The organism is Nocardia sp. NPDC004711 (assembly GCF_053601595.1).
The window spans coordinates 83,489-103,940 of sequence record NZ_JBSGCB010000017.1 but is presented as its reverse complement, the minus strand read 5'-3'; the positions used below and the strand labels follow the sequence as shown (position 1 = coordinate 103,940).

Annotated in this window: 19 protein-coding genes; 7 read left to right on the top strand and 12 right to left on the bottom strand. The window is 68.3% G+C overall.

Going from position 1 to position 20,452, the window contains the following annotated elements; translation table 11 throughout:
* Positions 1 to 78: 78 nt before the first annotated feature.
* On the top strand, positions 79 to 831 hold the full coding sequence (locus ACWEKS_RS19100) for an alpha/beta fold hydrolase (protein ID WP_452341320.1): 753 nt from the start codon (positions 79 to 81) through the stop codon (positions 829 to 831).
* A gap of 93 nt (positions 832 to 924) precedes the next feature.
* Here the strand turns inward: ACWEKS_RS19100 and ACWEKS_RS19095 are convergent, their stop codons facing one another.
* The 4 genes from ACWEKS_RS19095 to ACWEKS_RS19080 all read right to left on the bottom strand — a co-directional run bounded on the left by ACWEKS_RS19095 (position 925) and on the right by ACWEKS_RS19080 (position 5,224).
* Positions 925 to 2,298: a bifunctional lysylphosphatidylglycerol flippase/synthetase MprF gene (locus ACWEKS_RS19095; protein ID WP_452341319.1), complete on the bottom strand. Its 1,374-nt coding sequence runs from the start codon at positions 2,296 to 2,298 to the stop codon at positions 925 to 927.
* Positions 2,299 to 2,410: 112 nt separating this feature from the next.
* The gene (locus ACWEKS_RS19090) at positions 2,411 to 3,373 is read right to left on the bottom strand and encodes a DUF5996 family protein (RefSeq protein ID WP_452341318.1); all 963 of its coding nucleotides are present in this window, start codon (positions 3,371 to 3,373) and stop codon (positions 2,411 to 2,413) included.
* Between the two features lie 52 nt (positions 3,374 to 3,425).
* Positions 3,426 to 4,082 (bottom strand): FMN reductase, encoded by a 657-nt coding sequence (locus ACWEKS_RS19085; protein WP_452341317.1) that lies wholly within the window; start codon positions 4,080 to 4,082, stop codon positions 3,426 to 3,428.
* 8 nt (positions 4,083 to 4,090) lie between these two features.
* Positions 4,091 to 5,224 carry an LLM class flavin-dependent oxidoreductase gene (locus ACWEKS_RS19080; protein WP_452341316.1) on the bottom strand — a complete coding sequence of 378 codons (1,134 nt, stop codon included), beginning with the start codon at positions 5,222 to 5,224 and terminating at the stop codon, positions 4,091 to 4,093.
* A 306-nt stretch (positions 5,225 to 5,530) separates the two neighbouring features.
* Between ACWEKS_RS19080 and ACWEKS_RS19075 the strand changes: the two genes are divergently transcribed.
* Positions 5,531 to 5,893, top strand: coding sequence for a hypothetical protein (locus tag ACWEKS_RS19075; RefSeq protein ID WP_452341315.1), 363 nt, complete (start codon positions 5,531 to 5,533; stop codon positions 5,891 to 5,893).
* Positions 5,894 to 6,073: 180 nt separating this feature from the next.
* Entirely contained in the window at positions 6,074 to 7,138 is a 1,065-nt protein-coding gene (locus tag ACWEKS_RS19070; protein WP_452341314.1) for an AraC family transcriptional regulator ligand-binding domain-containing protein, read from the top strand.
* Here ACWEKS_RS19070 and ACWEKS_RS19065 read toward each other — a convergent pair.
* Together ACWEKS_RS19065 and ACWEKS_RS19060 are read right to left on the bottom strand one after the other, a co-directional pair.
* Entirely contained in the window at positions 7,065 to 7,796 is a 732-nt protein-coding gene (locus ACWEKS_RS19065; protein WP_452341313.1) for a DUF998 domain-containing protein, read from the bottom strand. The two genes, ACWEKS_RS19070 and ACWEKS_RS19065, sit on opposite strands and share 74 nt — an antisense overlap.
* A 2-nt stretch (positions 7,797 to 7,798) precedes the next feature.
* Positions 7,799 to 8,551, bottom strand: a complete 753-nt coding sequence (locus ACWEKS_RS19060) for an SDR family oxidoreductase (RefSeq protein ID WP_452341312.1) — start codon at positions 8,549 to 8,551, stop codon at positions 7,799 to 7,801.
* 331 nt (positions 8,552 to 8,882) lie between these two features.
* On the opposite strand from ACWEKS_RS19060, the gene ACWEKS_RS19055 reads away from it, so the two are divergent.
* The gene (locus ACWEKS_RS19055) at positions 8,883 to 10,334 is read left to right on the top strand and encodes a DUF1254 domain-containing protein (RefSeq protein WP_452341311.1); all 1,452 of its coding nucleotides are present in this window, start codon (positions 8,883 to 8,885) and stop codon (positions 10,332 to 10,334) included.
* 89 nt (positions 10,335 to 10,423) lie between these two features.
* Here the strand turns inward: ACWEKS_RS19055 and ACWEKS_RS19050 are convergent, their stop codons facing one another.
* From ACWEKS_RS19050 to ACWEKS_RS19040, 3 genes are read right to left on the bottom strand one after another with little or no spacing between them, the layout of a single operon-like run.
* Complete coding sequence (locus ACWEKS_RS19050; protein WP_452341310.1) at positions 10,424 to 11,536, bottom strand: zinc-binding dehydrogenase; 1,113 nt, start codon at positions 11,534 to 11,536, stop codon at positions 10,424 to 10,426.
* Positions 11,536 to 12,660, bottom strand: a complete 1,125-nt coding sequence (locus ACWEKS_RS19045) for an acyl-CoA dehydrogenase family protein (RefSeq protein ID WP_452341309.1) — start codon at positions 12,658 to 12,660, stop codon at positions 11,536 to 11,538. The genes ACWEKS_RS19050 and ACWEKS_RS19045 overlap by 1 nt, the downstream gene beginning before the upstream one ends.
* A gap of 9 nt (positions 12,661 to 12,669) precedes the next feature.
* Positions 12,670 to 13,836 (bottom strand): acyl-CoA dehydrogenase family protein, encoded by a 1,167-nt coding sequence (locus ACWEKS_RS19040; protein WP_452341308.1) that lies wholly within the window; start codon positions 13,834 to 13,836, stop codon positions 12,670 to 12,672.
* 127 nt (positions 13,837 to 13,963) lie between these two features.
* Here ACWEKS_RS19040 and ACWEKS_RS19035 point away from each other — a divergent pair, with 127 nt between their 5' ends.
* Both ACWEKS_RS19035 and ACWEKS_RS19030 read left to right on the top strand, forming a co-directional pair.
* Entirely contained in the window at positions 13,964 to 14,917 is a 954-nt protein-coding gene (locus tag ACWEKS_RS19035) for a patatin-like phospholipase family protein (RefSeq protein WP_452341307.1), read from the top strand.
* Complete coding sequence (locus ACWEKS_RS19030; RefSeq protein ID WP_452341306.1) at positions 14,914 to 15,498, top strand: QsdR family transcriptional regulator; 585 nt, start codon at positions 14,914 to 14,916, stop codon at positions 15,496 to 15,498. The genes ACWEKS_RS19035 and ACWEKS_RS19030 overlap by 4 nt, the downstream gene beginning before the upstream one ends.
* Before the next feature lie 31 nt (positions 15,499 to 15,529).
* Here the strand turns inward: ACWEKS_RS19030 and ACWEKS_RS19025 are convergent, their stop codons facing one another.
* Entirely contained in the window at positions 15,530 to 16,684 is a 1,155-nt protein-coding gene (locus ACWEKS_RS19025; RefSeq protein ID WP_452341305.1) for an alkaline phosphatase family protein, read from the bottom strand.
* A 37-nt stretch (positions 16,685 to 16,721) separates the two neighbouring features.
* Here ACWEKS_RS19025 and ACWEKS_RS19020 point away from each other — a divergent pair, with 37 nt between their 5' ends.
* Positions 16,722 to 17,324: a GNAT family N-acetyltransferase gene (locus tag ACWEKS_RS19020; protein ID WP_452341304.1), complete on the top strand. Its 603-nt coding sequence runs from the start codon at positions 16,722 to 16,724 to the stop codon at positions 17,322 to 17,324.
* Between the two features lie 293 nt (positions 17,325 to 17,617).
* Here the strand turns inward: ACWEKS_RS19020 and ACWEKS_RS19015 are convergent, their stop codons facing one another.
* Together ACWEKS_RS19015 and ACWEKS_RS19010 are read right to left on the bottom strand one after the other, a co-directional pair.
* Positions 17,618 to 19,957, bottom strand: a complete 2,340-nt coding sequence (locus ACWEKS_RS19015) for a heavy metal translocating P-type ATPase (protein WP_452341303.1) — start codon at positions 19,955 to 19,957, stop codon at positions 17,618 to 17,620.
* 136 nt (positions 19,958 to 20,093) lie between these two features.
* Positions 20,094 to 20,387, bottom strand: coding sequence for a hypothetical protein (locus ACWEKS_RS19010; RefSeq protein WP_452341302.1), 294 nt, complete (start codon positions 20,385 to 20,387; stop codon positions 20,094 to 20,096).
* Between the last annotated feature and the right edge of the window lie 65 nt (positions 20,388 to 20,452).

Sequence of the window (20,452 nt, the reverse complement as noted above, 5' to 3'; positions counted from 1 at the left end):
GGCGCGGATTGGCCAGGACCGCGGGCAATCGGCCCGAAGACTGTCGCATGATCGAATCGCACCGATAGCATCGCGGCCATGGCGAAATTCACCACCTGGGACGGCTTGGAGCTCAACTACCGCGTGTGGGAGGGCGAGGGCGTTCCGGTGGTGCTGCAGCACGGAATCGTGGCCGACACCAATGCCAATTGGATGAGCGTGGGTGTGGTCTCGGCGCTGCAGCGGGCGGGCCGTCACGTCATCTCGCTGGACGCGCGCGGCCACGGCCGCTCCGAGAAGCCGCACGACCCGGCCCGCTACTCGTGGCAGGCCATGGCCGACGACCTGCGCGCACTGTTCGACGAGCTCGGGCTGGATCGCGTCGCGCTGGCCGGCTATTCGATGGGCGCGATCATCTCGCTGCTGGTCGCGGGCGCCGACAAGCGGGTGGAGCGGCTGGCCATCGGCGGCGTCGGCAGCGGCGTGGTGGACTGCGGCGGAATCGATTGGCGCGTCATCGATGCCGTGGACCTCACGACCGCCATGTCCGGCGACGGCTCCGGTGCGGTCCCCCAGGCTCGCATGTTCCGCATCCTGGCCGACGCCCTGGGCGCGGACCGCGAGGCCATCGCGATGCTCGCCGCCGGATTGCGTGAAGCCCCGATCGAATCCCTGTCCGGCATCACCATTCCCACCTTGGTGCTGGCGGGCGACAACGATCCGTTCGCGGCCGAACCGGAACGCCTCGCCGCCGCCCTGCCCGATGCCACCTGTGTGGTGGTCCCCGGCGATCACCTCGCCGCCGTCGCCAACCCGGCCTTCTCCGCCACCCTGGTCGACTTCCTGCGGTGAGAATTACGCTGGCGACGCCGCCCCGACTTCCTGGGGTTTCAGGGGCTTGCCCCGCCGCGGGGAGGCGGAGGCGCGAGTTACGAGAGTTGACGGCTAGTACTGCTTGCGGTGGGGGACGAACTCCAGGGTGAGCAGTGCCAGCGCGGCGATCAGGACCTCGCGCCAGCGGATCAGAACGTAGCGCTGATCGCCGAAGGCGTTGAACTTGCGCAGGAATCGGTACAGCGATTCCAGCCGGATGAGCGGATCGCCCAGCCGCACCGCGAGATACACCGTCTGCATGGTCCGCGACCGGTGCTTGTCGGCGAAGATCTCCGGAAACGCCGCGAAGGCCAGCGAGATTCGCTTGATCCCGTGTTCGCGCGCGTACTCCACCAGGTCCACGATCATGCGCTCGTCGAGCCCGTTGGGTGCGTCGTGCCGCCGCCACGGCACGTCCAGGCTGAGGTCCTGGCCGTTGCCGGAGGCGCCATAGCGCTGGAATCCCATCACCTGGCCGTCGGCGTCGCGGGCGATCACCACCAGCATGCCGGGGTGCCGGCCGTCGAGCAGGTGGTCGAGGATCATGGAGAAGCCGCGGGTCTGCCGCCCGCTCCCCCACTCGTCGACGATGGCCAGCAGCGTCTCGCGCTGGGGTTCGGTGAGTGCGACCTCGGGGAGGATCTCGGTGGTGACACCGAAGTTCTTGGTGCGGCTCACCGCCTGCCGCAGATTGCGGTACTTGCGGCCGACCATGTCGAAGCGGTCGACGTCGACGATCACGTCCCGGCCGACGGCGATGGCGCGCAGCCCGCGGTGATCCACCGCCCGCCGCTGCCAGATCTCGGTGACCTCCGGGCTGGCGCCCAGGACCGCGATGCGCCAGCCGTGGCTGCCCGCGAAGAGCGAGAATTCGGTGAGCAATTCGGGGAACCGGCCAGGGTCGCCGATCGGATCGCCGGAGACGACCGCGATTCCGAGCCGGGCCCGGTAGGCGATGGCGGCGGAGCCGTTCTCGTTGAAGAAGTAGGTCTTGGACGAGTGCAGCGCGAAGGGGGCCAGCGGATCCCCCTGGCTGCGCCGGACCAGTTCGGCCACCCGGGGCAGCTGCTCGGGCTGCGGTTTGCTGCCCTGCGGCAGCACCAGGATGGCGCCGCTGGCGGCGAGGAAGACGAAGCCGACCACCGGGTGGTCGGTCCGGTAGCTGAAGTTCGAGACCACCAGGGTCAATGCCGCGTAGGTGAGGTGCGGCAGGGTGATGGGCCGGCGCAGGTACAGCCCGCGGGCCACGAACAGCCCGGCGAAGGACACCGCCACGAACCAGCCGTGGTCATTGCCCTCGCGGGAGGCCCGCTCGGCTGCCCAGACCAGGATCACGCTGCCCAGGACCAGCGCGCCCATCAGGCCGACGCGAGTACTGGGCCCGGCGGTGAAGGTGGTTTCCCGATACGCGGTCAACGTCGGATTCGGTATGCGTTGCTCACGCATCTGGACCCCTTTTCTCCACATGCGAAGGTCTCACGGGCCCTCTCCCCATGGTGAGTCCTCCGCATCTCCCTCTTCAACACACTATGTCGGAGAGACGATTCGAGGCACCGAGTTATTCCGGCCAACCCAGCCGGGGCGAGGTGAGCACGGGGTCGGTGATGCCATTGTTGCAGGCCAGACCGACCGCGTCCCAGCCCGCGAGACTCGATCCGGCCGCGTATTGGGATTGGAAGAAGTCCAGGGCGGTGCCGACGGGGTCGGCGCTGGTACGGACGTCGTCGTAGGGCAGGTAGGCGTTGTGGCCGGACCCGGAGACCACCCAGTGGGCCTCGGCCGGTCGGAGCGGCCGATCGCTGAGTCCGGCGGGCTCGGGCGCGGTGTAGGAGTAGAAGGTCGGGGCGGGGGTCTTGTCGTCGCCGAACCAGAATCCAGCGCTGATCACCTCCCGGGAATACGCCTCGCGGGTGACCGGATCGACACTGTCGGGCATCGGGATCTTGCGGTCGGAGAAGCGCTGCACGGACAGGTCGAAGGTGTGCCAGAACAGCTGGACCGGGCTGATCTTGCCGGAGTAGGTGGCGCTGAATTCTTCCAGGATGCGCCCGACCTGACTGTGTACGTGGAACGCGTGCCGGGCGGCGGCCGGGTCGTAGGTGCGGTGTTCTTCGTCCTCGTCGAAGGGCCGGCCGTGGTCGGGCAGGTCGAAGGGGGTGGGGTGGGCCAGGACCACCTCGACGCCGAGGTTGCGCAGCGCGTTCATGGCCTCGACATAGAAGCTCGCGACCGACTGGCCCGCGAGCGGGACTTCCTCCTCCGTGCCGCGGTCGTTGCAGATCCGCAGCACGTGGTCGAAGAAGTCGAAGGAGCAGGTGAAGACCGGGCCCTCGGTGGCGGTGCCGAGCGGGACGGTGGTCCAGCCGCGGGCGGTCAGCCGGTAGGTCAGGTGCCACCAGTGGTTGCGTCTGATGCCCTTGGCCAGCGCCACCTTTCCGATGATCTGGGCGTAGCGGTGCAGGAGTTCCTTGGTGGGCCGCCACGAGTCGAGCGGGATGGCGGGCAGTATTTCCTCGGCCATTCGCTCATGCTACCCAGCGACCGATCGACTACCGCCCGTCTCGGGCGTGCGACTACCGCCCGTCTCCGGCGTGCCCGGCCAGCAGCTCGCTGAACGGGCGCACCGCGCCGACGCCATTGCCGGAGCTGCGTCGATGGACCGGCGCGTCCTGCAGAAATCCCTGGACGCCTGTGGGTTCGGCGACCACGAGCTGGGCCAGTTCGGCGGCCGCGCGCTGGATGCGCTCGGCCAGGCCGGTGGAGCCGAAGTCCTCGGTCGCGGCGAAGACGCCGGTCGGCACCACCACGGACCGCAGGTAGGTGAACAGCGGACGTATGGCGTGATCGAGCACCAGCGAATGCCGGGCGGTGCCCGCGGTGGCGGCGATCAGGACCGGCATGCCATTGAGCGCATCGGTGTCGAGGACGTCGATGAACATCTTGAACAGGCCGCTGTAGCTCGCCGTGAACACCGGTGTCACCGCGATGATGCCGTCGGCGTCGGAGACCTGCTGCCGGGCCGCGGCCACCGCGGGCGTGGGCAGCCCGCCGGTGGTCATGGTGGTGGCGAGATCGCTTGCCAGTTCCCGCAGTTCGATGACCTCCACCTCGAGGCTCTCCCCGCGCCCGCCCACCGCCGCGGTGACCGCGGCGGCGAGCTGGTCGGCGAGCAGCCGGGTGGAGGAGGGCTGTGAGAGCCCGGCGGTCAGCACTACGAGTTTGCGACTCATGCTCGTCCTCAGTTCTTTTCGGCGAGCACGCGCTCGCGGGCGGGCTCGACCAGGTGGTGCGGGGCGTCCGGTCCGGCGGCGACCAGCGACGCGTGGGTGGGCGGATCGCTGGGCACTCCGGCGGGGCGGCGCGCCTCGAATTCCTTGCGCAGCACCGGGACGACCTCCTTGCCGAGGATCTCGAGCTGGTCGAGGACCATGTCCAGCGGGAGGCCGGCGTGGTCCATGAGGAACAGCTGCCGCTGGTAGTCGCCGACATTGTCGGCGAAGCCCAGGGTGCGCTCGATGACCTGTTCGGGCGTGCCGACGGTGAGCGGGGTCAGTTCGGTGAAGTCCTCCATCGACGGGCCGTGCCCGTACACGGGCGCATTGTCGAAGTAGGGGCGGAAGATCCGCTTGGCCTCGGTCTCGGTCTCGGCCATAAAGACCTGGCCGCCGAGTCCGACGATGGCCTGTTCGGCGGCGCCGTGCCCGTAGTGCTCGAAGCGGCGGCGGTACAGGTTCACCATCTGCCGGGTGTGCTGCTGGTCCCAGAAGATGTTGTTGTGGAAGAAGCCGTCACCGTAATAGGCGGCCTGCTCGGCGATTTCGGGCGAGCGGATGGAGCCGTGCCACACGAACGGCGGGGTGCCGTCGAGCGGGGCGGGGGTGGCGGTGAAGCCCTGCAGCGGGGTGCGGAACTTGCCTTCCCAGTCCACCCGCTGTTCGCGCCACAGCCGGCGCAGCAGGTGGTAGTTCTCCACCGCGAGCGGGACGCCGTCGCGAATGTCCTTGCCGAACCACGGGTAGACGGGTCCGGTGTTGCCGCGGCCCATCATGAGGTCCACCCGGCCGCCGGCCAGGTGCTGCAGCATGGCGAAGTCCTCGGCGATCTTCACCGGATCGTTGGTGGTGATGAGGGTGGTGGAGGTGGACAGCACGAGCTTCTCGGTCTGTGCCGCGATGTAGCCGAGCATGGTGGTCGGCGAGGACGGCACGAACGGCGGGTTGTGGTGCTCGCCGGTGGCGAAGACGTCGAGGCCGACCTCTTCCGCCTTGAGGGCGATGCGGACCATGGCCTGGATGCGCTCGGCCTCGGTCGGGGTACGGCCGGTGGTGGGGTCCATCGTCACGTCACCGACGCTGAAAATTCCGAACTGCACGGGTCCTCCTCGGGTCGCTGCCATTTTTGGTGGATATGGCAACCACTTGAACATAGGGGGTGGCGGGCGTATTCCGGGGCGTGAGCGCGGGGTGATTCGCGCCACTACCGCACCCGCGGAGCAACCGGAGCCACAACGCCGGAATTCCGCCGACACCTGGCCGATTCGGCCTATCGGAGACTGTGGAGTACCCGCAAACAACCTGTGGGTACAGCGAAAGACTCAGTAGTGCAAGATCTTTCGACGTATCCTGAACATTCCCCGCGCAACGCCGGAGATCTCGAGCATGGACAGGGGGTAGATCCAATGGCGGACAACACCGTCGGTACGGCATACGCCGTTGTCGTCACCGCGGTCGCCGATCCGATGCAGGTGGAGGGCCTGGAATGGGATCGTGCGGTGGAATACCTGCCCAGTATCGATTCCCGCACCATGCAGAAGTGGGTGCGCTCCCAGGAGGACGGCCCCGATCCCCGTCGCGGCGTGGTTATTCCGGGCCCGCAGCGCCGGGCCGGGCACCGACATCCCTATCGCGAGGTCTGCGTCCCCTCGGCCGAATACCAGCTCTTCAGCGCGGCGGTCCGCACCAACCGCCACCGCGCCCTCGCCACCACCTGCGCCGAGGACGAGGCTCGCCAGCGAGCCCGCCTACTGTCCACGGCACACTGACCGCCCTCTACATCCAGTGACCGTCTATATCCAATGACCGTCGCGCGGGCCGCTCGGGGGGTCGAGCGGAACTCGGAGACGGGGTTCGGCGGCGCGTCGGACTCGCCCTACAAGCGCGAATTCTCTCTCTGCGAACACTGATTCGACCGAACCGCACCATGGCGCAGAATCGAGATGGTGATGGATATCGCGAATCCCGCGCTCGAGCGGACCGTCTCGGGGCATGTGGTGCGCATTGTGCTGGACACAGCGGTCAGGTCCGGTATCGACGAGGTGGAGGCCACGCGAATCGGAAGCTTCGATCGGAAGTTGCTGGCCGATGACCAGATTCGCATTCCCTCGGAGAGCCAGTATCGACTGTGGGCGCTGATGGAGCACGTCGTCGGCAACGAGGCGGGCGTGCGGGCCGCGGATATGGCCGACCGCGGGCGGTTGCATATCTGGGACTATCTGTTCAGCAGTGCTCCGACACTGGCCGAAGGATTTCACGACGCATCGCGGTTCAGCGTCGTGATCTGCGATCCGGCGGCGCAGTTGGAGGTCACCGACAACGGGTCCGCGCTCACGGTCGGGTACCGCGGCACCACCTATGGCGAGACCCGCGGCATCATCAACGAGTTCGCGGTGACCGTGGCCGTCCGGCGCGCCCGCGATGCCTTCGGCGACGCAGCGGTGCCCGTGCGAGTCGACTTCGCGCACCCTGCGCCCCGGCATCATCGATATCTCGAAGATGCCCTGGGCACCACGGTGATCCATTTCGGCCAACCGGCAGACCTGATCCACTATCGGATCACTGGAATTCGGACCGAGGCGCGGCCCTATGATTCCGAACTGCGCCGGATCCTGCACACCGCCGCCCAGCATGCCATCGGCGCGGCGCGTCCGATTCCCGGATGGATCGAATCTTTCCGCGCGGCACTGTATTCGGAGATAGCGCAGAGCACCGGGCCGACGGACAGCTCGCCGAAACGGGGCCCGCGGGTCGCCGCCGTGGCCGCGCGGCTGTGGATCAGTGACCGCACCTTGCAGCGGCGGTTGTCCGAGGCGGGCACCTCCTGGAGCGAGGAGCTGGCCGCGGTGCGCTGTGAGCAGGCCACCCGACTGCTGCGTCACACCTCGCTCACCGTGCAGGCCATCGCGCTGCGTGTCGGCTACAGCGATGCTCGCGCGCTCAGCCGTGCCTTCGACGGTTGGACCGGTCTGTCTCCGGATGCCTACCGCCGCGCCGACCGCCTTCGGGGGTGAGCAACAGAACGCATCCGACCTGCCCGCCCCACACGGTGAGCGTGTCGAACGCGATGCGTTCCGACACGCCCGCACCGAGACCGAAATGGTTTCTCGTGAACAGGAACACACCGCCGATCACCGAGATCGCCACGGCCAGTGCGGTGCCGACGGCCAGGCCGCGCCGCCTGCGCGCCACCTCCGGCGTGATCAGGACCATGCCCGCCAACTGCGCGAACCACTGTGCCAATGCGATCGTGTCGTGCGCCTGTGGCCGAATATCCCAGGGCGCCAGCCCGATTCCCGTGATGCCGAGACCGGCGACAGCCACCAGCGCACACCCGGCCCGGAATCGACGACCGCTCCATATCCGCGCCCAGCTCAGTGCCCCGGCGAAGGTCAGCAGGCCGGTCGACACGAACATCACGTTCTGCACCGCGTGATCGGGCGAGCACACCCATCGCGGGGCCCCATCGCGATCGACGTAGTCGCCACACCGCGTGATGCCCAGGTCGCTGATGTAGTTGCCCGACATGCTGTATCCCGTCGGCCACGCGTGGGCCACCACCAGCGAGACGGGAAAGTACGACAGCGTGAGCAGCCAGCAGGCGGCGGTGGCCCATGGCAGCCAGGTGCGATTCGACCGCACCCGGCCGGTGTCCACGATTGAGGTGGGCACGCTCAGAACATCGCGCCGTTGGCCCGGATCGTCTGTCCCGAGACCCAACCTGCCTCGGCACTGACCAGCCACCCGACCAGCGGTGCGGTGTCGGTGGGGAGACCGAGACGCCCGTGCGGATTGTGCAGTGCCGCGGCCGCAATGGATTCGGGCGTCTCCGCACCGCGGAAGAAGTCGTCGTCGACCGGACCGGGCGCGACGGCATTGACCGTGATACCGCGCTCACCCAGCTCCTTGGCCGCGGCGACCACCATCCGCTCGACGGCCGCCTTCGATCCCGAATACAGCCCGTAGGTGCCGGTCATGATCGAGGTGAGGGTGGTGGACAACACGACATAGCGACCATTGTCGGCAATGTGCCGGGCCGTGGCGCGCAGCGTATTGAACGCGGTCCGGGTATTGCGCACGATCAGCTGATCGAAGTCGTCGTCGGTGGTATCCGCGATCGGCTTCTTGATGACCCGCCCCGGCACGTGCACGACGATATCCAGCTTGCCATGGCGCGCAACGATATCCGCGAACAGTGCGTCGACCTCCACGGCCGAGGTGGCGTCGGAGCGGACCGCTTCCACTGTCACGCCGAACGTCTCGAGCGTCGCGAGCGTTGCCTTGGCGGCCTGCTCGTCCCCCTGATAGGTGACAATCGTGGTGGCACCGCGCCCAGCGATGTTCTTGGCGAATTCCGCACCCTGATTCCGAGTGCCGCCGATGATCAGAGCGACCTTGCCCTCGAGGTCCCGGATGACTTGCGACATCAGTCGAATCCCTTTTCTCTCTTCGGTTTCGAACCTCTCCCATTTTGTCGAGAACCCCACGCGGAGCCCAGGACCGATCGCGTCACCCAGGTAACCGACTACGCCAAGCGGACCGCGGTCGGCTCATCCCCGCAACGGATGATCGCTATCTGATTGCTGACCGCTGTTTAGGTCCAGCTAGAGAATGCCGGCTGGCAGGACAAAGACTTGAAATGAGGTTTCGTCCACTAAATTACGCACTTCTACCCCACCGCTCGATACTCTCGCTGAGAGTTTGCTGTCAATCAGTCGACTCGAGCTGCGTTCGAAAATTCCCAACCAGGAGGATGCGGTGATCAGAAGTTCGAAATCCCGGTGGGCCTGGGCGGCCATGGCGACGGGCCTCGTGGCCGCGGTCGCGGTGGCGTCCGCCGCCTGCTCGAAGAATTCGTCGGAGTCGTCATCGACGACGTCGCCCTCGTCCGCGCCGAGCGCCGATGATCTGGCGGTGCAGGCATATGCCTACACCTATCCGCTGGTGTCGGTCGAGGTGACACGGAGGCAGTCGACGAACGTTCCCGCGGCGGATCCGTCGACAGGCACGGCGCCGATGAATCAGCTGGCGCCCCTGCACTTCCTGCCCGATGCGAAGTTCACCAGCGTGGTGCGCCCCAATGTCGACACCCTCTACACCTCGATGTTCTTCGACGTATCCCAGGAACCGCTCGTGGTGAGCGTGCCCGATATGGGCGGGCGGTATCACTTGTTCCCGATCCTGGACATGTGGAGCAATGTCGATGCTGCCCCGGGCCCCCGCACGCTGGGGGATGTGCACGGTTACCAGTTCGCGATCGTCGGCCCGAACTTCCATGGCAGCCTGCCCGAGGGCGTACACGAATACCGTCTCCCCACCGATTCCGGCTGGATGATCGGCCGCATCGAAGTCGACGGCCCCGAGGACGTTCCCAATGTGATCGCCATCCAGAATCAGATGACGGCGGCTCCGCTCAGTGCCAACGGCGCCGCGTACACGCCGCCGCAGAACATCGATCCGCACCCGGACTGGCCCAAGGATCAGGAGGTCGTCCAATACATTCACGATCTGACCCCGCAGCAGTACTGGGACCTGTACTACTCGGCCTTGTCGCACAACGAGACTCGCACCGATGACAAGGCCCTGCTCGACAAGCTGGCCGCGATCGGCTGGACGCCGGACAAGAAGCTCGACCTGTCCACACTGTCCGAGACCGAGCGCGCCCGCTGGGAGCAGGCCTGGCCCAGGGCGCTTTCACAGATCGAAACCATTCCGGACAAGAACGAGGTCAACGGCTGGAAGATCACGCGCAGCGAGATCGGTGACTACGGCACCGATTACGCCACCCGCGCCATGATCGCCTACGCAGGTCTGGGCGCCAATCTGCCCCAGGACGCGATCTACCCGTCCAGTAGCGTCGACGACAGGAAGACCCAGTTGAATGCGGACAACACCTATGTTCTGCACTTCGCCGCCGACCAGATCCCACCGGTCAGGGGCTTCTGGTCGCTGACCATGTACGACCAGCGTGGCTTCTTCGTCGACAACCCGTTGAACCGCTACGCGGTGCGCGGCGAACGCCTGACCAAGAGCTCGGATGGGTCGGTCGACATCTATGTTCAGCGCGAGAACCCGGGCCCGGAAAAGGAGCCCAACTGGCTTCCGGCCCCCGCGTCGGGTGATTTCAACCTGGTGCTGCGCACCTATTGGCCCGACCAGAAGATCGTCGACGGCGGCTGGAATCCGCCGGCGGTAACTCGGACCAACTGACGTTCGACGTCGGAAGCGAGCGAAGACCCGGCGAGAGGTTGGCTCGCCGGGTCTTCGCTGTCTTTCACTGCGGTGCAACCACTCTCGATTCAGGAATGGTCGAACACGATGATCTGGCGGACCGCTGCTCCATCGGCCAGGAGATCCAACGCTTCATTGATCTCCTCCAGCCCGATTCGAGAGGTGATCAATTTCTCGACCGGCAGCCGCCCTTCCCGCCACATCTGTTCGTAGCGCGGAATATCCCGGGCCGGCACCGCGGAACCCAGGTAGCTGCCGACGATGGTGCGGGCCTCGGCGGTGATGCTCAGCGGCGGCAGGGTCACCGTCGAATTGGGCCCGGGCAGTCCGACGGTGATGGTCATGCCGCCGGGTTCGGTTGCCGTATAGGCGGTTTCGAATGCGGCCGGATGCCCGGCGCACTCCACCACGTACCGCGCCCGGATCCCCTGGCCGGCGATCTGCTCCGGCGTGTACGTCTCGGTGGCCCCGAGCTCCTTCGCCAGGGCGAGTTTGTCCGCCAGCCGATCCACCGCGATGAGCCGTTGCACGCCAATGGCTTTCGCGGTCAGCAGGGCGGCCATCCCGACGCCGCCGAGCCCGACCACCATGAGGCTGTCCTGGGGACGCGGATCGGCCACGTTCAGTACCGCCCCGCCGCCGGTCAGCACCGCGCACCCGAACAGTGCCGCGATCTCCGGCGGCACCGAGTTGCCGACCGGCACCAGGGAGGCCCGGTCCACCACGGCGTGTGTGGCGAAGCCGGAGACGCCCAGGTGGTGCCGTACCCGGTCGCCGCCGCGCGACAGGTGCCCGGCATGGTGCAGCAGTTCACCGGCGGTATTGGCGCGGGTGCCCGCGGTGCAGGGCAGCTGCCCGTCCCGCGCGCACGCGTCGCACTCTTCGCAGCGCGGCAGGAAGGACATGACCACTCGCTGTCCGATGAGCAGATCGGCGACCCGCTCGCCGACCGCCAGCACGGTGCCCGCGGCCTCGTGGCCGAGCAGCATGGGCAGCGGGCGGGGCCGATTGCCGTCCACCACACTCAGATCCGAGTGGCACAGCCCGGCCGCCTCGATGGCGACCAGCACCTCGGTGGGCCCGGGATCGCCGAGTTCGAGCCGGCACACGGTGATCGGCCGCGACTGCGCGTAGGGCCGCGCCCGTCCGATCTCCTCCAGGACCGCGCCGCGAATGTGCATCAGATTTCGACCATCTGGTAATCGGCCACGTACCCGCCGAGGTAGCGCAGGTGGTCGGCGGAGTCACCGAGGGTGTGCTCGATGGCGGTGAGCCGCGCGGTGTAGTGGCCGACGGGGTATTCGTCGGTCATGCCGATGCCGCCGTGCATCTGGATGGCCTCCTGCCCGATGTGCCGGGCGGAGCGTCCGATCCGCAGTTTGGCGCGGGAGGCGACGACCGGATCGACGATACCGTCGGCCAGCGACATGGACGCGTACATGCTCATGCCGCGGGCCAGTTCCAGCGACACGTACATATCGGCGGCGCGCTGGGTCAGGGTCTGGAAGGTGCGCAGCGGCACCCCGAACTGCTTGCGCGTCTTCAGGTATTCCGCGGTGAGCCGCAGGGACTCCTCCATCGCGCCGATGGCTTCGGCGCACAGCGCGGCCTGCGCCCCGGCCAGGGCGGCCTGGATGGCGGCGGCGGCATCGACCGGCTCGCCGAGCGGTTCGGCCACCGCGCCGTCGAATGCGATGTCCGCGCCGCGCAGCCCGTCGTGGGTGGCGTAGCGGGTGCGCCGCACGCCCGGGTCGGCGGGGTCGACGAGGAACAGCCCGATACCGTCGTCGAGCGCCGCGCTCACGATGAGCAGATCGGCGCAATCGCCGTGGGAGACCGGGTGTTTGCGGCCGGTGATGCGCCAGCCGTCCGGCTGCCGCACCGCCTGGGTGGCGGTGTCGGTGGCGGGCCAGCGCAGCCCCGGCTCGCCGTGTGCGAAGGCGAGCTTGAGCTCCCCTTCGGCGACGCGCGGCAACAGGTCCTTACGTTGTGCGTCGGCGCCGACGGCGGAGATGAGCCCGCCCGGCAGCAGTGCGCAGTCCAGCACGGGTTCGGGGGCCAGGGCGCGGCCGATCTCGGTCATGACCAGCATGGCCTCGATGGGCCCGGCGCCCATGCCGCCGTCCTCCTCGGCGAAAGTCAGCCCGAGCAGGCCGATTTCGGCGAAAGTGGCCCAGATCTCGGCATCCCAGCCGAGTTCGGTGCCGACGATGTCGTTGCGGCGCTCGGGGGTGTAGCCGCGGGACAGCACGTCACGCACGGTGTCGCGCAGCATGTCCTGTTCGGGGGTGAGATCGAAATCCATGGTGCTGCCTCACAGTCCGAGGATCGTCGAGGCGATGATGCCGCGCTGCACCTCGTTGGATCCTCCGTAGATCGATGTCTTGCGGTAGTTCAGGTAGGTGGCGGTGCTGCGGCGGGCCCAGTCCGGATCCGACTCCTCCTCGCGCGCAACGGAATCCGGTCCGGCGATGTCGACCAGCAGCTCGGTGACGGCCTGCTGGAGTTCGGTGCCGCGCAGCTTGAGAATCGAGGAGACCGGGTTGGGCTTGCCGTCGGCCGAGCCCGCGGCCACCCGCAGCTGCACCAGTTCCAGTGCCAGCAGCTCGTTTTCGAGCTCGGCGAGGCGGGTCGCGAAGAGCTGATCCTCGAGCAGGGTCTTCTCCCCCAGGCGGGTCTGCTTGGCGTGCTCCTTGGCCAGCCACAGTTTCACCTTGGTCTGGCCGACCGCGGCGATGCCGGTGCGCTCGTTGCCGAGCAGGAACTTGGCGTAGGTCCAGCCCTGATTCTCCTCGCCGACAAGCTGATTCGCGGGCACCCTGACGTTCTCCAGGAACACCTCGTTGACCTCGTGGCCGCCGTCGATGAGCTTGATCGGCCGCACGGTCACCCCGGGGGTGTCGAGCGGGAACAGCAGCATGGAGATGCCGGCCTGCTTCTTGGGCGCGTCCGGGTTGGTGCGCGCCAGGCAGAACATCCAGTCGGCGGACTGGGCGGCGGTGGTCCAGGTCTTCTGGCCGTTGATCACGTAGCTGTCGCCGTCGCGGACCGCGACCGTGCGCAGCCCGGCCAGGTCGGAGCCCGCCTCGGGCTCGGAAAAGCCCTGGCACCACCAGATGTCGAGATTGGCGGTGGCCGGCAGGAAGCGTTCCTTGAGCTCCTGGGCACCGAAGTGCGCAATGACCGGGCCGATCATATTGGTGTTGAAGGTCAGCGGTTCGGGCACCGAGGCCAGCTGCATCTCGTCGTGCCAGAGGTGGCGCTGGATGGGGGTCCAGTCCTTGCCGCCCCATTCCACCGGCCAGTTCGGGGTGGCCAGCCCGTGCGCGTTGAGGATGCGCTGGGTGGTGACGATGTCGTCCTTGCTCAGTTCCTGCCCGTGCCGCTGCCGGTTGCGGATGTCGGCCGGGATCTCGCTCCGATAGAACGCGCGCAGCTCGTCGCGGAAGGCGAGCTCGTCGTCGGTGAGCGCTAGTTGCATGCGTTGACCTCCAGGTTCATGGCTACCCACGCCATCGCCGGATATGATACACAGAGACACGAGTGTCTCAAATAGGGTCGTATACTCGAACGGCCGCGCGCACCACCGAGATCCAAGGGAGCCATCCGTGCCCGACCACGACCGCACACTCGGCGTCGGCGAGCTCATCGCCCACCGGCATCGCGAGGGCAGCGCGCCCGGGCAGCGCACGGACTCGCATCGGCTGGCCCTCGTCATCGAGGGCGGCTCCTCGCGCGGCGCGTACTCGCACGGCATGGCCATGGCCATCGAGGAATTGGGCATCCTGCCCTGCTTCGACGCGGTGTACGGGGCGTCGGCGGGCGCGTTGAACGCCGCCTGGCTGCTCTGCGGGCGCGCGGTGGATTCTCGGCGGGCCTGGAATCCCGAGGTGATCAACCGCGTGATCAATCCGGCCCGGGCCCTGCGCGGCGGTCGCGTGGTCGATACCGACTACCTGGTGCACACCGTGTACGAGCGCATCGTGCCCATGGATTTCCCTGCGATCCTGGCCAATTCGATCACCTTCCACCCCATCGCCACCGACGCCGACACCGGCGCGGCCGTCGATCTGCATCCGGAGCTCAGCGATGTGCGCTCGGTCCAGACGGCGCTGCGGGCCTCGACCTGTCTGCCGATCCTGGCCGGGCGGCCGGTGCGGATCGGCGCGCGCCGGTACGTCGATGCCGGGCTCTCCGAATCCGTCCCGGTGCGAACGGCATTGACGCAGGGCGCGACCCGCGTCCTGGTGCTGCGCACCCGCCGCGCCGGCGAAACCATGCGTCCTCCTTCGGGTCTGGAATCCCGGGTGGTGGCCCGCTTCCTGTCCCGGCACGCGCCCGGAACGGTCGGACCGTGGCTCGATCGGGTCCAGCGACACCACAGCGACGAGGGGGACTTCGACTCCGATCCGGCCGTGCTGCAGATCCGCCCGCCGCACAGCGCACCCGATATCGGGCGCATCGACCGCGATCCCGGGGTGCTCCAGCAGGCCCTCACCCTGGGGCGGGTGGCCACCGCCCGCACACTGTCGGCATACCTGGCCCCTAAGCTGTCCGCGTGACGCGCGCGGAGGGAACCAGAGCACCGGGCCGGCCCGCCTCGGCCAGCCGGGACGATGTGCTCGAAGCCGCCATCGCCGTGTTCCTGAGCGGAAAACGGGTGGACGTCAATGCCATTGCCGCCCAGCTGGGGGTGGGCCGCGCGAGCATCTACCGCTGGTTCGGATCCCGGGACGGCCTGCTGGGCGCGGCCGTGGCGCGGCAGCTGGAGCGAGTGGTGGCCCATGCCGATCGGCGCTCCCGCGGGGCGGGCGGTGAGCGGCTCGTCGCGGCACTCAACCGGACCATCGATCTGCTGGTCGAGAACGACGCGCTGCGTTCGTATTTCGACAATGAATCGACCGCGGCCCTGCGCCTGATCACCCGCGGTGACGGAATCGTGCACCAGACCGCGGTGGCCCTGGTGGAGCGGTTCATCGCGCGCGCCGAATCCGAGGGCTACCAGCCTCCCATCGAGCGCGACACCCTGGCCTACGCCCTGGTCCGGCTGTGGGAGGCGTTCCTCTACAACGACGCCGTGGCCGGCTTCCGCGGCGATGTGGACCGCCTGCGCAAGGTCCAGACCGCGCTACTGCGCACCTGAGTGCTGCAGCGAGCGCCGCACCCACTTGCGATCAGGGTGTGACGATGAGGGGGACGAGTTGCTCGGCCGAGGTGCGGGCGCCGTGGTGGCCCACGAGGGCGGACTCCAAGGGCTCGAGGGCCGGGCGGACCAGGACCGCGGCGCCCTCGGCGACGGCGACGAGATCGCCGATGCGGGAGGCGATCACCGGTATGGGCGGGGTCGGGCCGAACCAGTGCTCGTCGAGCGCCTGCTCGCGGGTCACGACCGTGGCGTGCGTGGACAGTTCGGCGGTCCACGCGGAGTGGGCGTCGGCCAGGGCTTCGGGGCGGTCGAGGTAGATGTGGCGGACCCGCGCCTCGCCGCCGATCAGCCGGACGTCGCGATGCAGCGCGGGCCGCGCGTCCAGATCGATGACGGTGTCCACGTGGATCATTCCGTGATCGCCGGTGATCAGCACCGTGCAGGTGGACGGGAGCTCGGCGAACAGGCCGGCGAGGCAGGCATCGATATCGCGGAGCACGGCCAGCCACTGCGGCGATTCGGGTCCGTACAGGTGACCGTTGGCATCGAGATCGGGGAAATAGGCGTAGGCGAAGCGGGAGTTCATGCCGGAATGCCTTGCGACAGCGAGGATTCCGGCGCGCAGCTCGTCGAGGGTGGCGGCCGGGTGCAGGGTGCCCGGCGCGCGGAAGGCGGCCCGGGTCAGACCGGAGGTGCGCTGGTAGGCGGGGATCACGTAGTGCAACTCGACGCCGTGGGCGCCGAGGTCCTCCAGGCGGCTGGTATGCGGCTGTACCGACTCCGGCGGGTACGCGTCGCGGGCGTCCTCGCCGGTCGCGCTGTCGAAACTCCAGCGCAGCGCATTCAGCAGGCGGAGACGGTCGCGGTCGGGCACGGCGAAGCTGTAGCCGATGATGCCGTGTGTCGCGCAGGGCGCGCCGAGGGCGAGACTGGCGAGACTGGTCGCGGTGGTGGCGGGGAAGCCCGCGGTGAGGGTGGTGCGTACGTGCGCGGCCAGGGTGGGCGCGCTGTCGGCGTGGCGGGCGAGGAGTTCCGCGCCGAGGCCGTCGATCAGCAGCACCACCACATCCCGGTTGGGCGCGAGGGCCAGCGGATTGCGCTGGTCGAGCCCGAAGGACGCGGCGACGGACGGCAGGACGTCGGCGAGCGTGGCCGGCGACGTCCCCGAGGGTGAACTGGCCATTCGCCGACTCTATTGATCTCGGCGCGATAATTCACCGGTGTTCGAATCCGCCGACTTCTCGATCAAGCCCACCCTGACCGGCACGAAAGTTCTCCTGCGGCCGTTCATTCCCGAAGACCTCGACGCCATCCGCGCGGCCCTGCGCGATCCCGATGTCCGGCGGCTGACCGGCAGCGTCCACCAGGAGACCACCGAGCCCGCGCCGGAGGATCCGGCCGAGCACGAGCGCTTGCGCGACTGGTACGCCACGCGCGAAACCCAGCCGGACCGCCTCGATTTGGCCATTGCCGACATCGCGACCGGCCGCTGCGTCGGGGAGGCCGTCCTCAATCGGCGGGATCCCGGCAATGGCAGCTGCAACTTCCGCATCCTCATCGGCCCCGATGGCCAGGGCCGCGGGCTGGGCACCGAGGCGACGCGGCTGATCGTCGGCTACGGGTTCGAGAAGCTCGGCCTGCACCGAATCTCCCTGGAGGTCTATGCCTTCAACCCGCGCGCCCGCCGCGCCTACGAGAAGGCCGGCTTCCGTCCCGAGGGCGTCCTGCGTGAATCTCTGCGCTACGGCGACGAGTGGATCGACGCGACCGTCATGTCCATCCTGGCCCGCGAATGGAACGAGCACCGCGGCCGTCCCGCGTAACCCTGCCCGCATACGCGAAAACCGCCTCCGAGGAGGCGGTTTCGCGCGTTGTGGGGCGAATCAGGCCAGGCCCCACGCCTTCAGGATGTAGGTGATGTTGGCGGCGATACCGGTGACGGTGTTGGCCAGGTTGATGGCGGCGGAACCGAGGTCGATGACGGGCATTTTTCAAGTCTTTCGGGCCGGGAACATGATGCAGTCCCACTGTATTAGCACCAGCTAACTCTCAGCATCATGAATCGACTCACCCCTCGGCCGAGGTGTAACCCAGCGCACAGCGGTACCGGTGCGGCTCAGTCCCGTTCGGGCAGGCGCAAACGCTTCAGGGACAGGGCGTTCAGGGCCACGATGATGCTGGACCCCGACATGGACATGGCGGCGATCTCCGGTCGCAGCGTGAAACCGAAGGCAGGCTCGAAGACCCCGGCCGCGATGGGCAGGGCCAGGCTGTTGTAGCCGACCGCCCAGGCCAGGTTCTGGTGCATCTTGCGCAACGTGCCGCGGCCGATCCGCAGCGCGGTGGGGACGTCCAGCGGATCGGAGCGCATGAGCACCACGTCGGCGGTCTCGATGGCGACGTCGGTGCCCGCACCGATGGCAATGCCGAGATCGGCCTGGGCCAGGGCGGGGGCGTCGTTGACGCCGTCGCCGACCATGGCGATCTTCCGTCCGGCGGACTGCAATTCGATGATCTTGGCGGCCTTGTCACCGGGCAGCACCTCGGCGATGACGGTGTCGATGCCGAGTTCGGCGGCGATGCGCTCGGCGGTCGCCCGATTGTCGCCGGTCAGCATCACCACTTCGACGCCCATATCGTGCAGGTCCGCGACGGCCGCGGCGGAGCTCTCGCGGGGCGCGTCGGCAATGCCGATGACCGCGGCGGGCTCGCCGTCGACGGCGGCCAGCACCGCGGTCCGGCCCGCGCCCGCCACCCGGTCGCGGGCCGCGGCCAGCTCGCCCAGGTCGACGCCCTCACGGTCGAGCAGGCGGCGATTGCCGATGACCACGCGGCGGCCGTCCACGGTGGCGATCGCGCCGTGACCGGGGATGTTCTCGAAGTCCACCGCGCGGGCGTCGGTGGGGCCGTGCTCCTTGGCGTAGCGCACCACGGCGTCGGCCAGCGGGTGCTCGGACTCGCGTTCGACGGCGGCCAGCAGGGGTAGCAGGTCGGCCTCGGAAAGCCCGGGGCCGGTGACGATTTCGGTGACCTCCGGCTCGCCCTTGGTGAGGGTGCCGGTCTTGTCCATCACCACCGTCCGGATGCGGGCCGAACTCTCCAGTGCCATCGCGTTCTTGAACAGCACGCCGCGTTTCGCGCCCAGGCCGGTGCCGACCATGATGGCGGTCGGGGTGGCCAGGCCGAGAGCGTCGGGGCAGGTGATGACCACGACCGTGATGGCGAACAGCATGGCCTTGGCGACGGTGGCCCCCGCCAGCAGCCACACCGCCAGGGTCAGCGCACCGCCGATCAAGGCGACCAGCACCAGCCAGAAGGCGGCCCGGTCGGCCAGTCTCTGGCCCGGGGCCTTCGAATTCTGGGCCTGCTGCACCAGATTCACGATCTGAGCCAGCGCGGTGTCCGCGCCCACCTTGGTGGCGCGCACCCGCAGCGTGCCGTTCTCGTTGAGGGTCGCGCCGATGACCGCCGAGCCCGGCTCCTTGTGCACCGGCAGACTCTCGCCGGTCACCATGGACTCGTCGACCTCGCTGGTCCCGTCCTCCACGAGGCCGTCCACCGCGATCTTCGAGCCCGGGCGCACCAGCAGCAGATCGCCGACTTTCACCTCGGCCGTGGGGATTTCGACTTCGTGCCCGTCCCGGATCACCACCGCCTGCGGCGGCGCCAGATCCAGCAGCGTGCGAATCGCGTCATTGGCGCCGCCCCGCGCCCGCATCTCGAACCAGTGGCCGAGCAACACGAAGGTGGCCAGCATGGTAGAGGCCTCGTAGAAGACCTCGCCGCCGCCGGTCAGCGTAATGCCGAGGGAGTACAGCCATCCCGCCCCGATGCCGACCGCGACCAGCACCATCATGTCCAGCGTCCGCGCCTTCAGCGCCGCCCACGCCCCGGTGCAGAAGATGGTCGAGGAGTAGAAGATCACCGGCAGGCTGAGGATCAATTCCCAGATGTCCGAACGCATTCCGAACGGCACCGGCAGATGCCACCCGAACATGTCGGTGGCCATCGGCGACCACAGCATCACCAGCACCGAGAACACGGCGGCCACCACGAACCGGTTCCGCATGTCAGCGGCCATGTCCTCCATGGACATCCCCGCATGCCCGGCATGTGCACCGTGCCCCATCGCCGCATGATCCATTCCCGCATGCGCTGCATGATCCATAGCGGCGGGTGCCGGGGCGGCGGGTTCGGCCATGGGGTCGCAGACATGGTTGGGAACCGATTGACCGGCGCAGTGCAGGCCGCATTCCTGGATCCAGGTGCGGAGGTCGGCGACGGAGGTGTGGGCGGGGTCGAAGGTGACGGTGGCGGTTTGGGAGACGGGGTTGGGGTCGACGGCGAGGACGCCCGGCCGACGGCCGAGGACCGACTTCACCACATTCTGCTGGCTGGCCCAGTGCAGGCCCCGGATGTCCAGGACCGTGGTCCGCTGGGCGCTCTGCCGATCCATCTCGCACTCCTCCGCCGACTCGCTCTCACCGCCCTCGACCATATACCCCATAGGGGTAATTGGCAGGGATCCGGCCGGAACGAGCCGTCAGGGCGGGCACCGGGCCCGGTGGGGTGCGGGCCCGGACGCTCGGGCGTCAGGACATGGGGACGGGTTCGCCGACCTCCACGCGGCCGCCGTAGGTCAGGCCCGGGCAGCCGGAAGCGAGTTTCACCGCCGAGTCCAGGTCGTCGGCCTCGACGGCGACATAGCCGGAGAGCCGGTCCGGCGCGGCGGGGTTGTCGCCCAGCATGACGGTCTGGCCGACGCGATTACCGAAATCGGTGACGCGCTCGCCGATCTCGGCGAACCAGTCGGCCCACAGTTGCTCCTGCTCGGGCGTGGCTGCGCGGTCGGGGTCGTTGCGGAAGGCGAGGATGTAGGTGGACATTGTCGTTTCTCCTATCGGGTGGACGGCCCGGTCGGCCGACTCGTGAATCCGTCGCGCGGCTCCGG

Coding starts and splice junctions, on each gene's coding strand:
- ACWEKS_RS19060 (WP_452341312.1), bottom strand. CDS start 8,551: ATGTCGCAAGTCATCCGGGACCTCGAGGGCAAGGTCGCTCTGATCATC.
- ACWEKS_RS19015 (WP_452341303.1), bottom strand. CDS start 19,957: ATGGATCGGCAGAGCGCCCAGCGGACCACGGTCCTGGACATCCGGGGC.
- ACWEKS_RS19070 (WP_452341314.1), top strand. CDS start 6,074: ATGGATATCGCGAATCCCGCGCTCGAGCGGACCGTCTCGGGGCATGTG.
- ACWEKS_RS19040 (WP_452341308.1), bottom strand. CDS start 13,836: ATGCAACTAGCGCTCACCGACGACGAGCTCGCCTTCCGCGACGAGCTG.
- ACWEKS_RS19075 (WP_452341315.1), top strand. CDS start 5,531: ATGGCGGACAACACCGTCGGTACGGCATACGCCGTTGTCGTCACCGCG.
- ACWEKS_RS19095 (WP_452341319.1), bottom strand. CDS start 2,298: ATGCGTGAGCAACGCATACCGAATCCGACGTTGACCGCGTATCGGGAA.
- ACWEKS_RS19100 (WP_452341320.1), top strand. CDS start 79: ATGGCGAAATTCACCACCTGGGACGGCTTGGAGCTCAACTACCGCGTG.
- ACWEKS_RS19090 (WP_452341318.1), bottom strand. CDS start 3,373: ATGGCCGAGGAAATACTGCCCGCCATCCCGCTCGACTCGTGGCGGCCC.
- ACWEKS_RS19025 (WP_452341305.1), bottom strand. CDS start 16,684: ATGGCCAGTTCACCCTCGGGGACGTCGCCGGCCACGCTCGCCGACGTC.
- ACWEKS_RS19045 (WP_452341309.1), bottom strand. CDS start 12,660: ATGGATTTCGATCTCACCCCCGAACAGGACATGCTGCGCGACACCGTG.
- ACWEKS_RS19085 (WP_452341317.1), bottom strand. CDS start 4,082: ATGAGTCGCAAACTCGTAGTGCTGACCGCCGGGCTCTCACAGCCCTCC.
- ACWEKS_RS19050 (WP_452341310.1), bottom strand. CDS start 11,536: ATGCACATTCGCGGCGCGGTCCTGGAGGAGATCGGACGGGCGCGGCCC.
- ACWEKS_RS19010 (WP_452341302.1), bottom strand. CDS start 20,387: ATGTCCACCTACATCCTCGCCTTCCGCAACGACCCCGACCGCGCAGCC.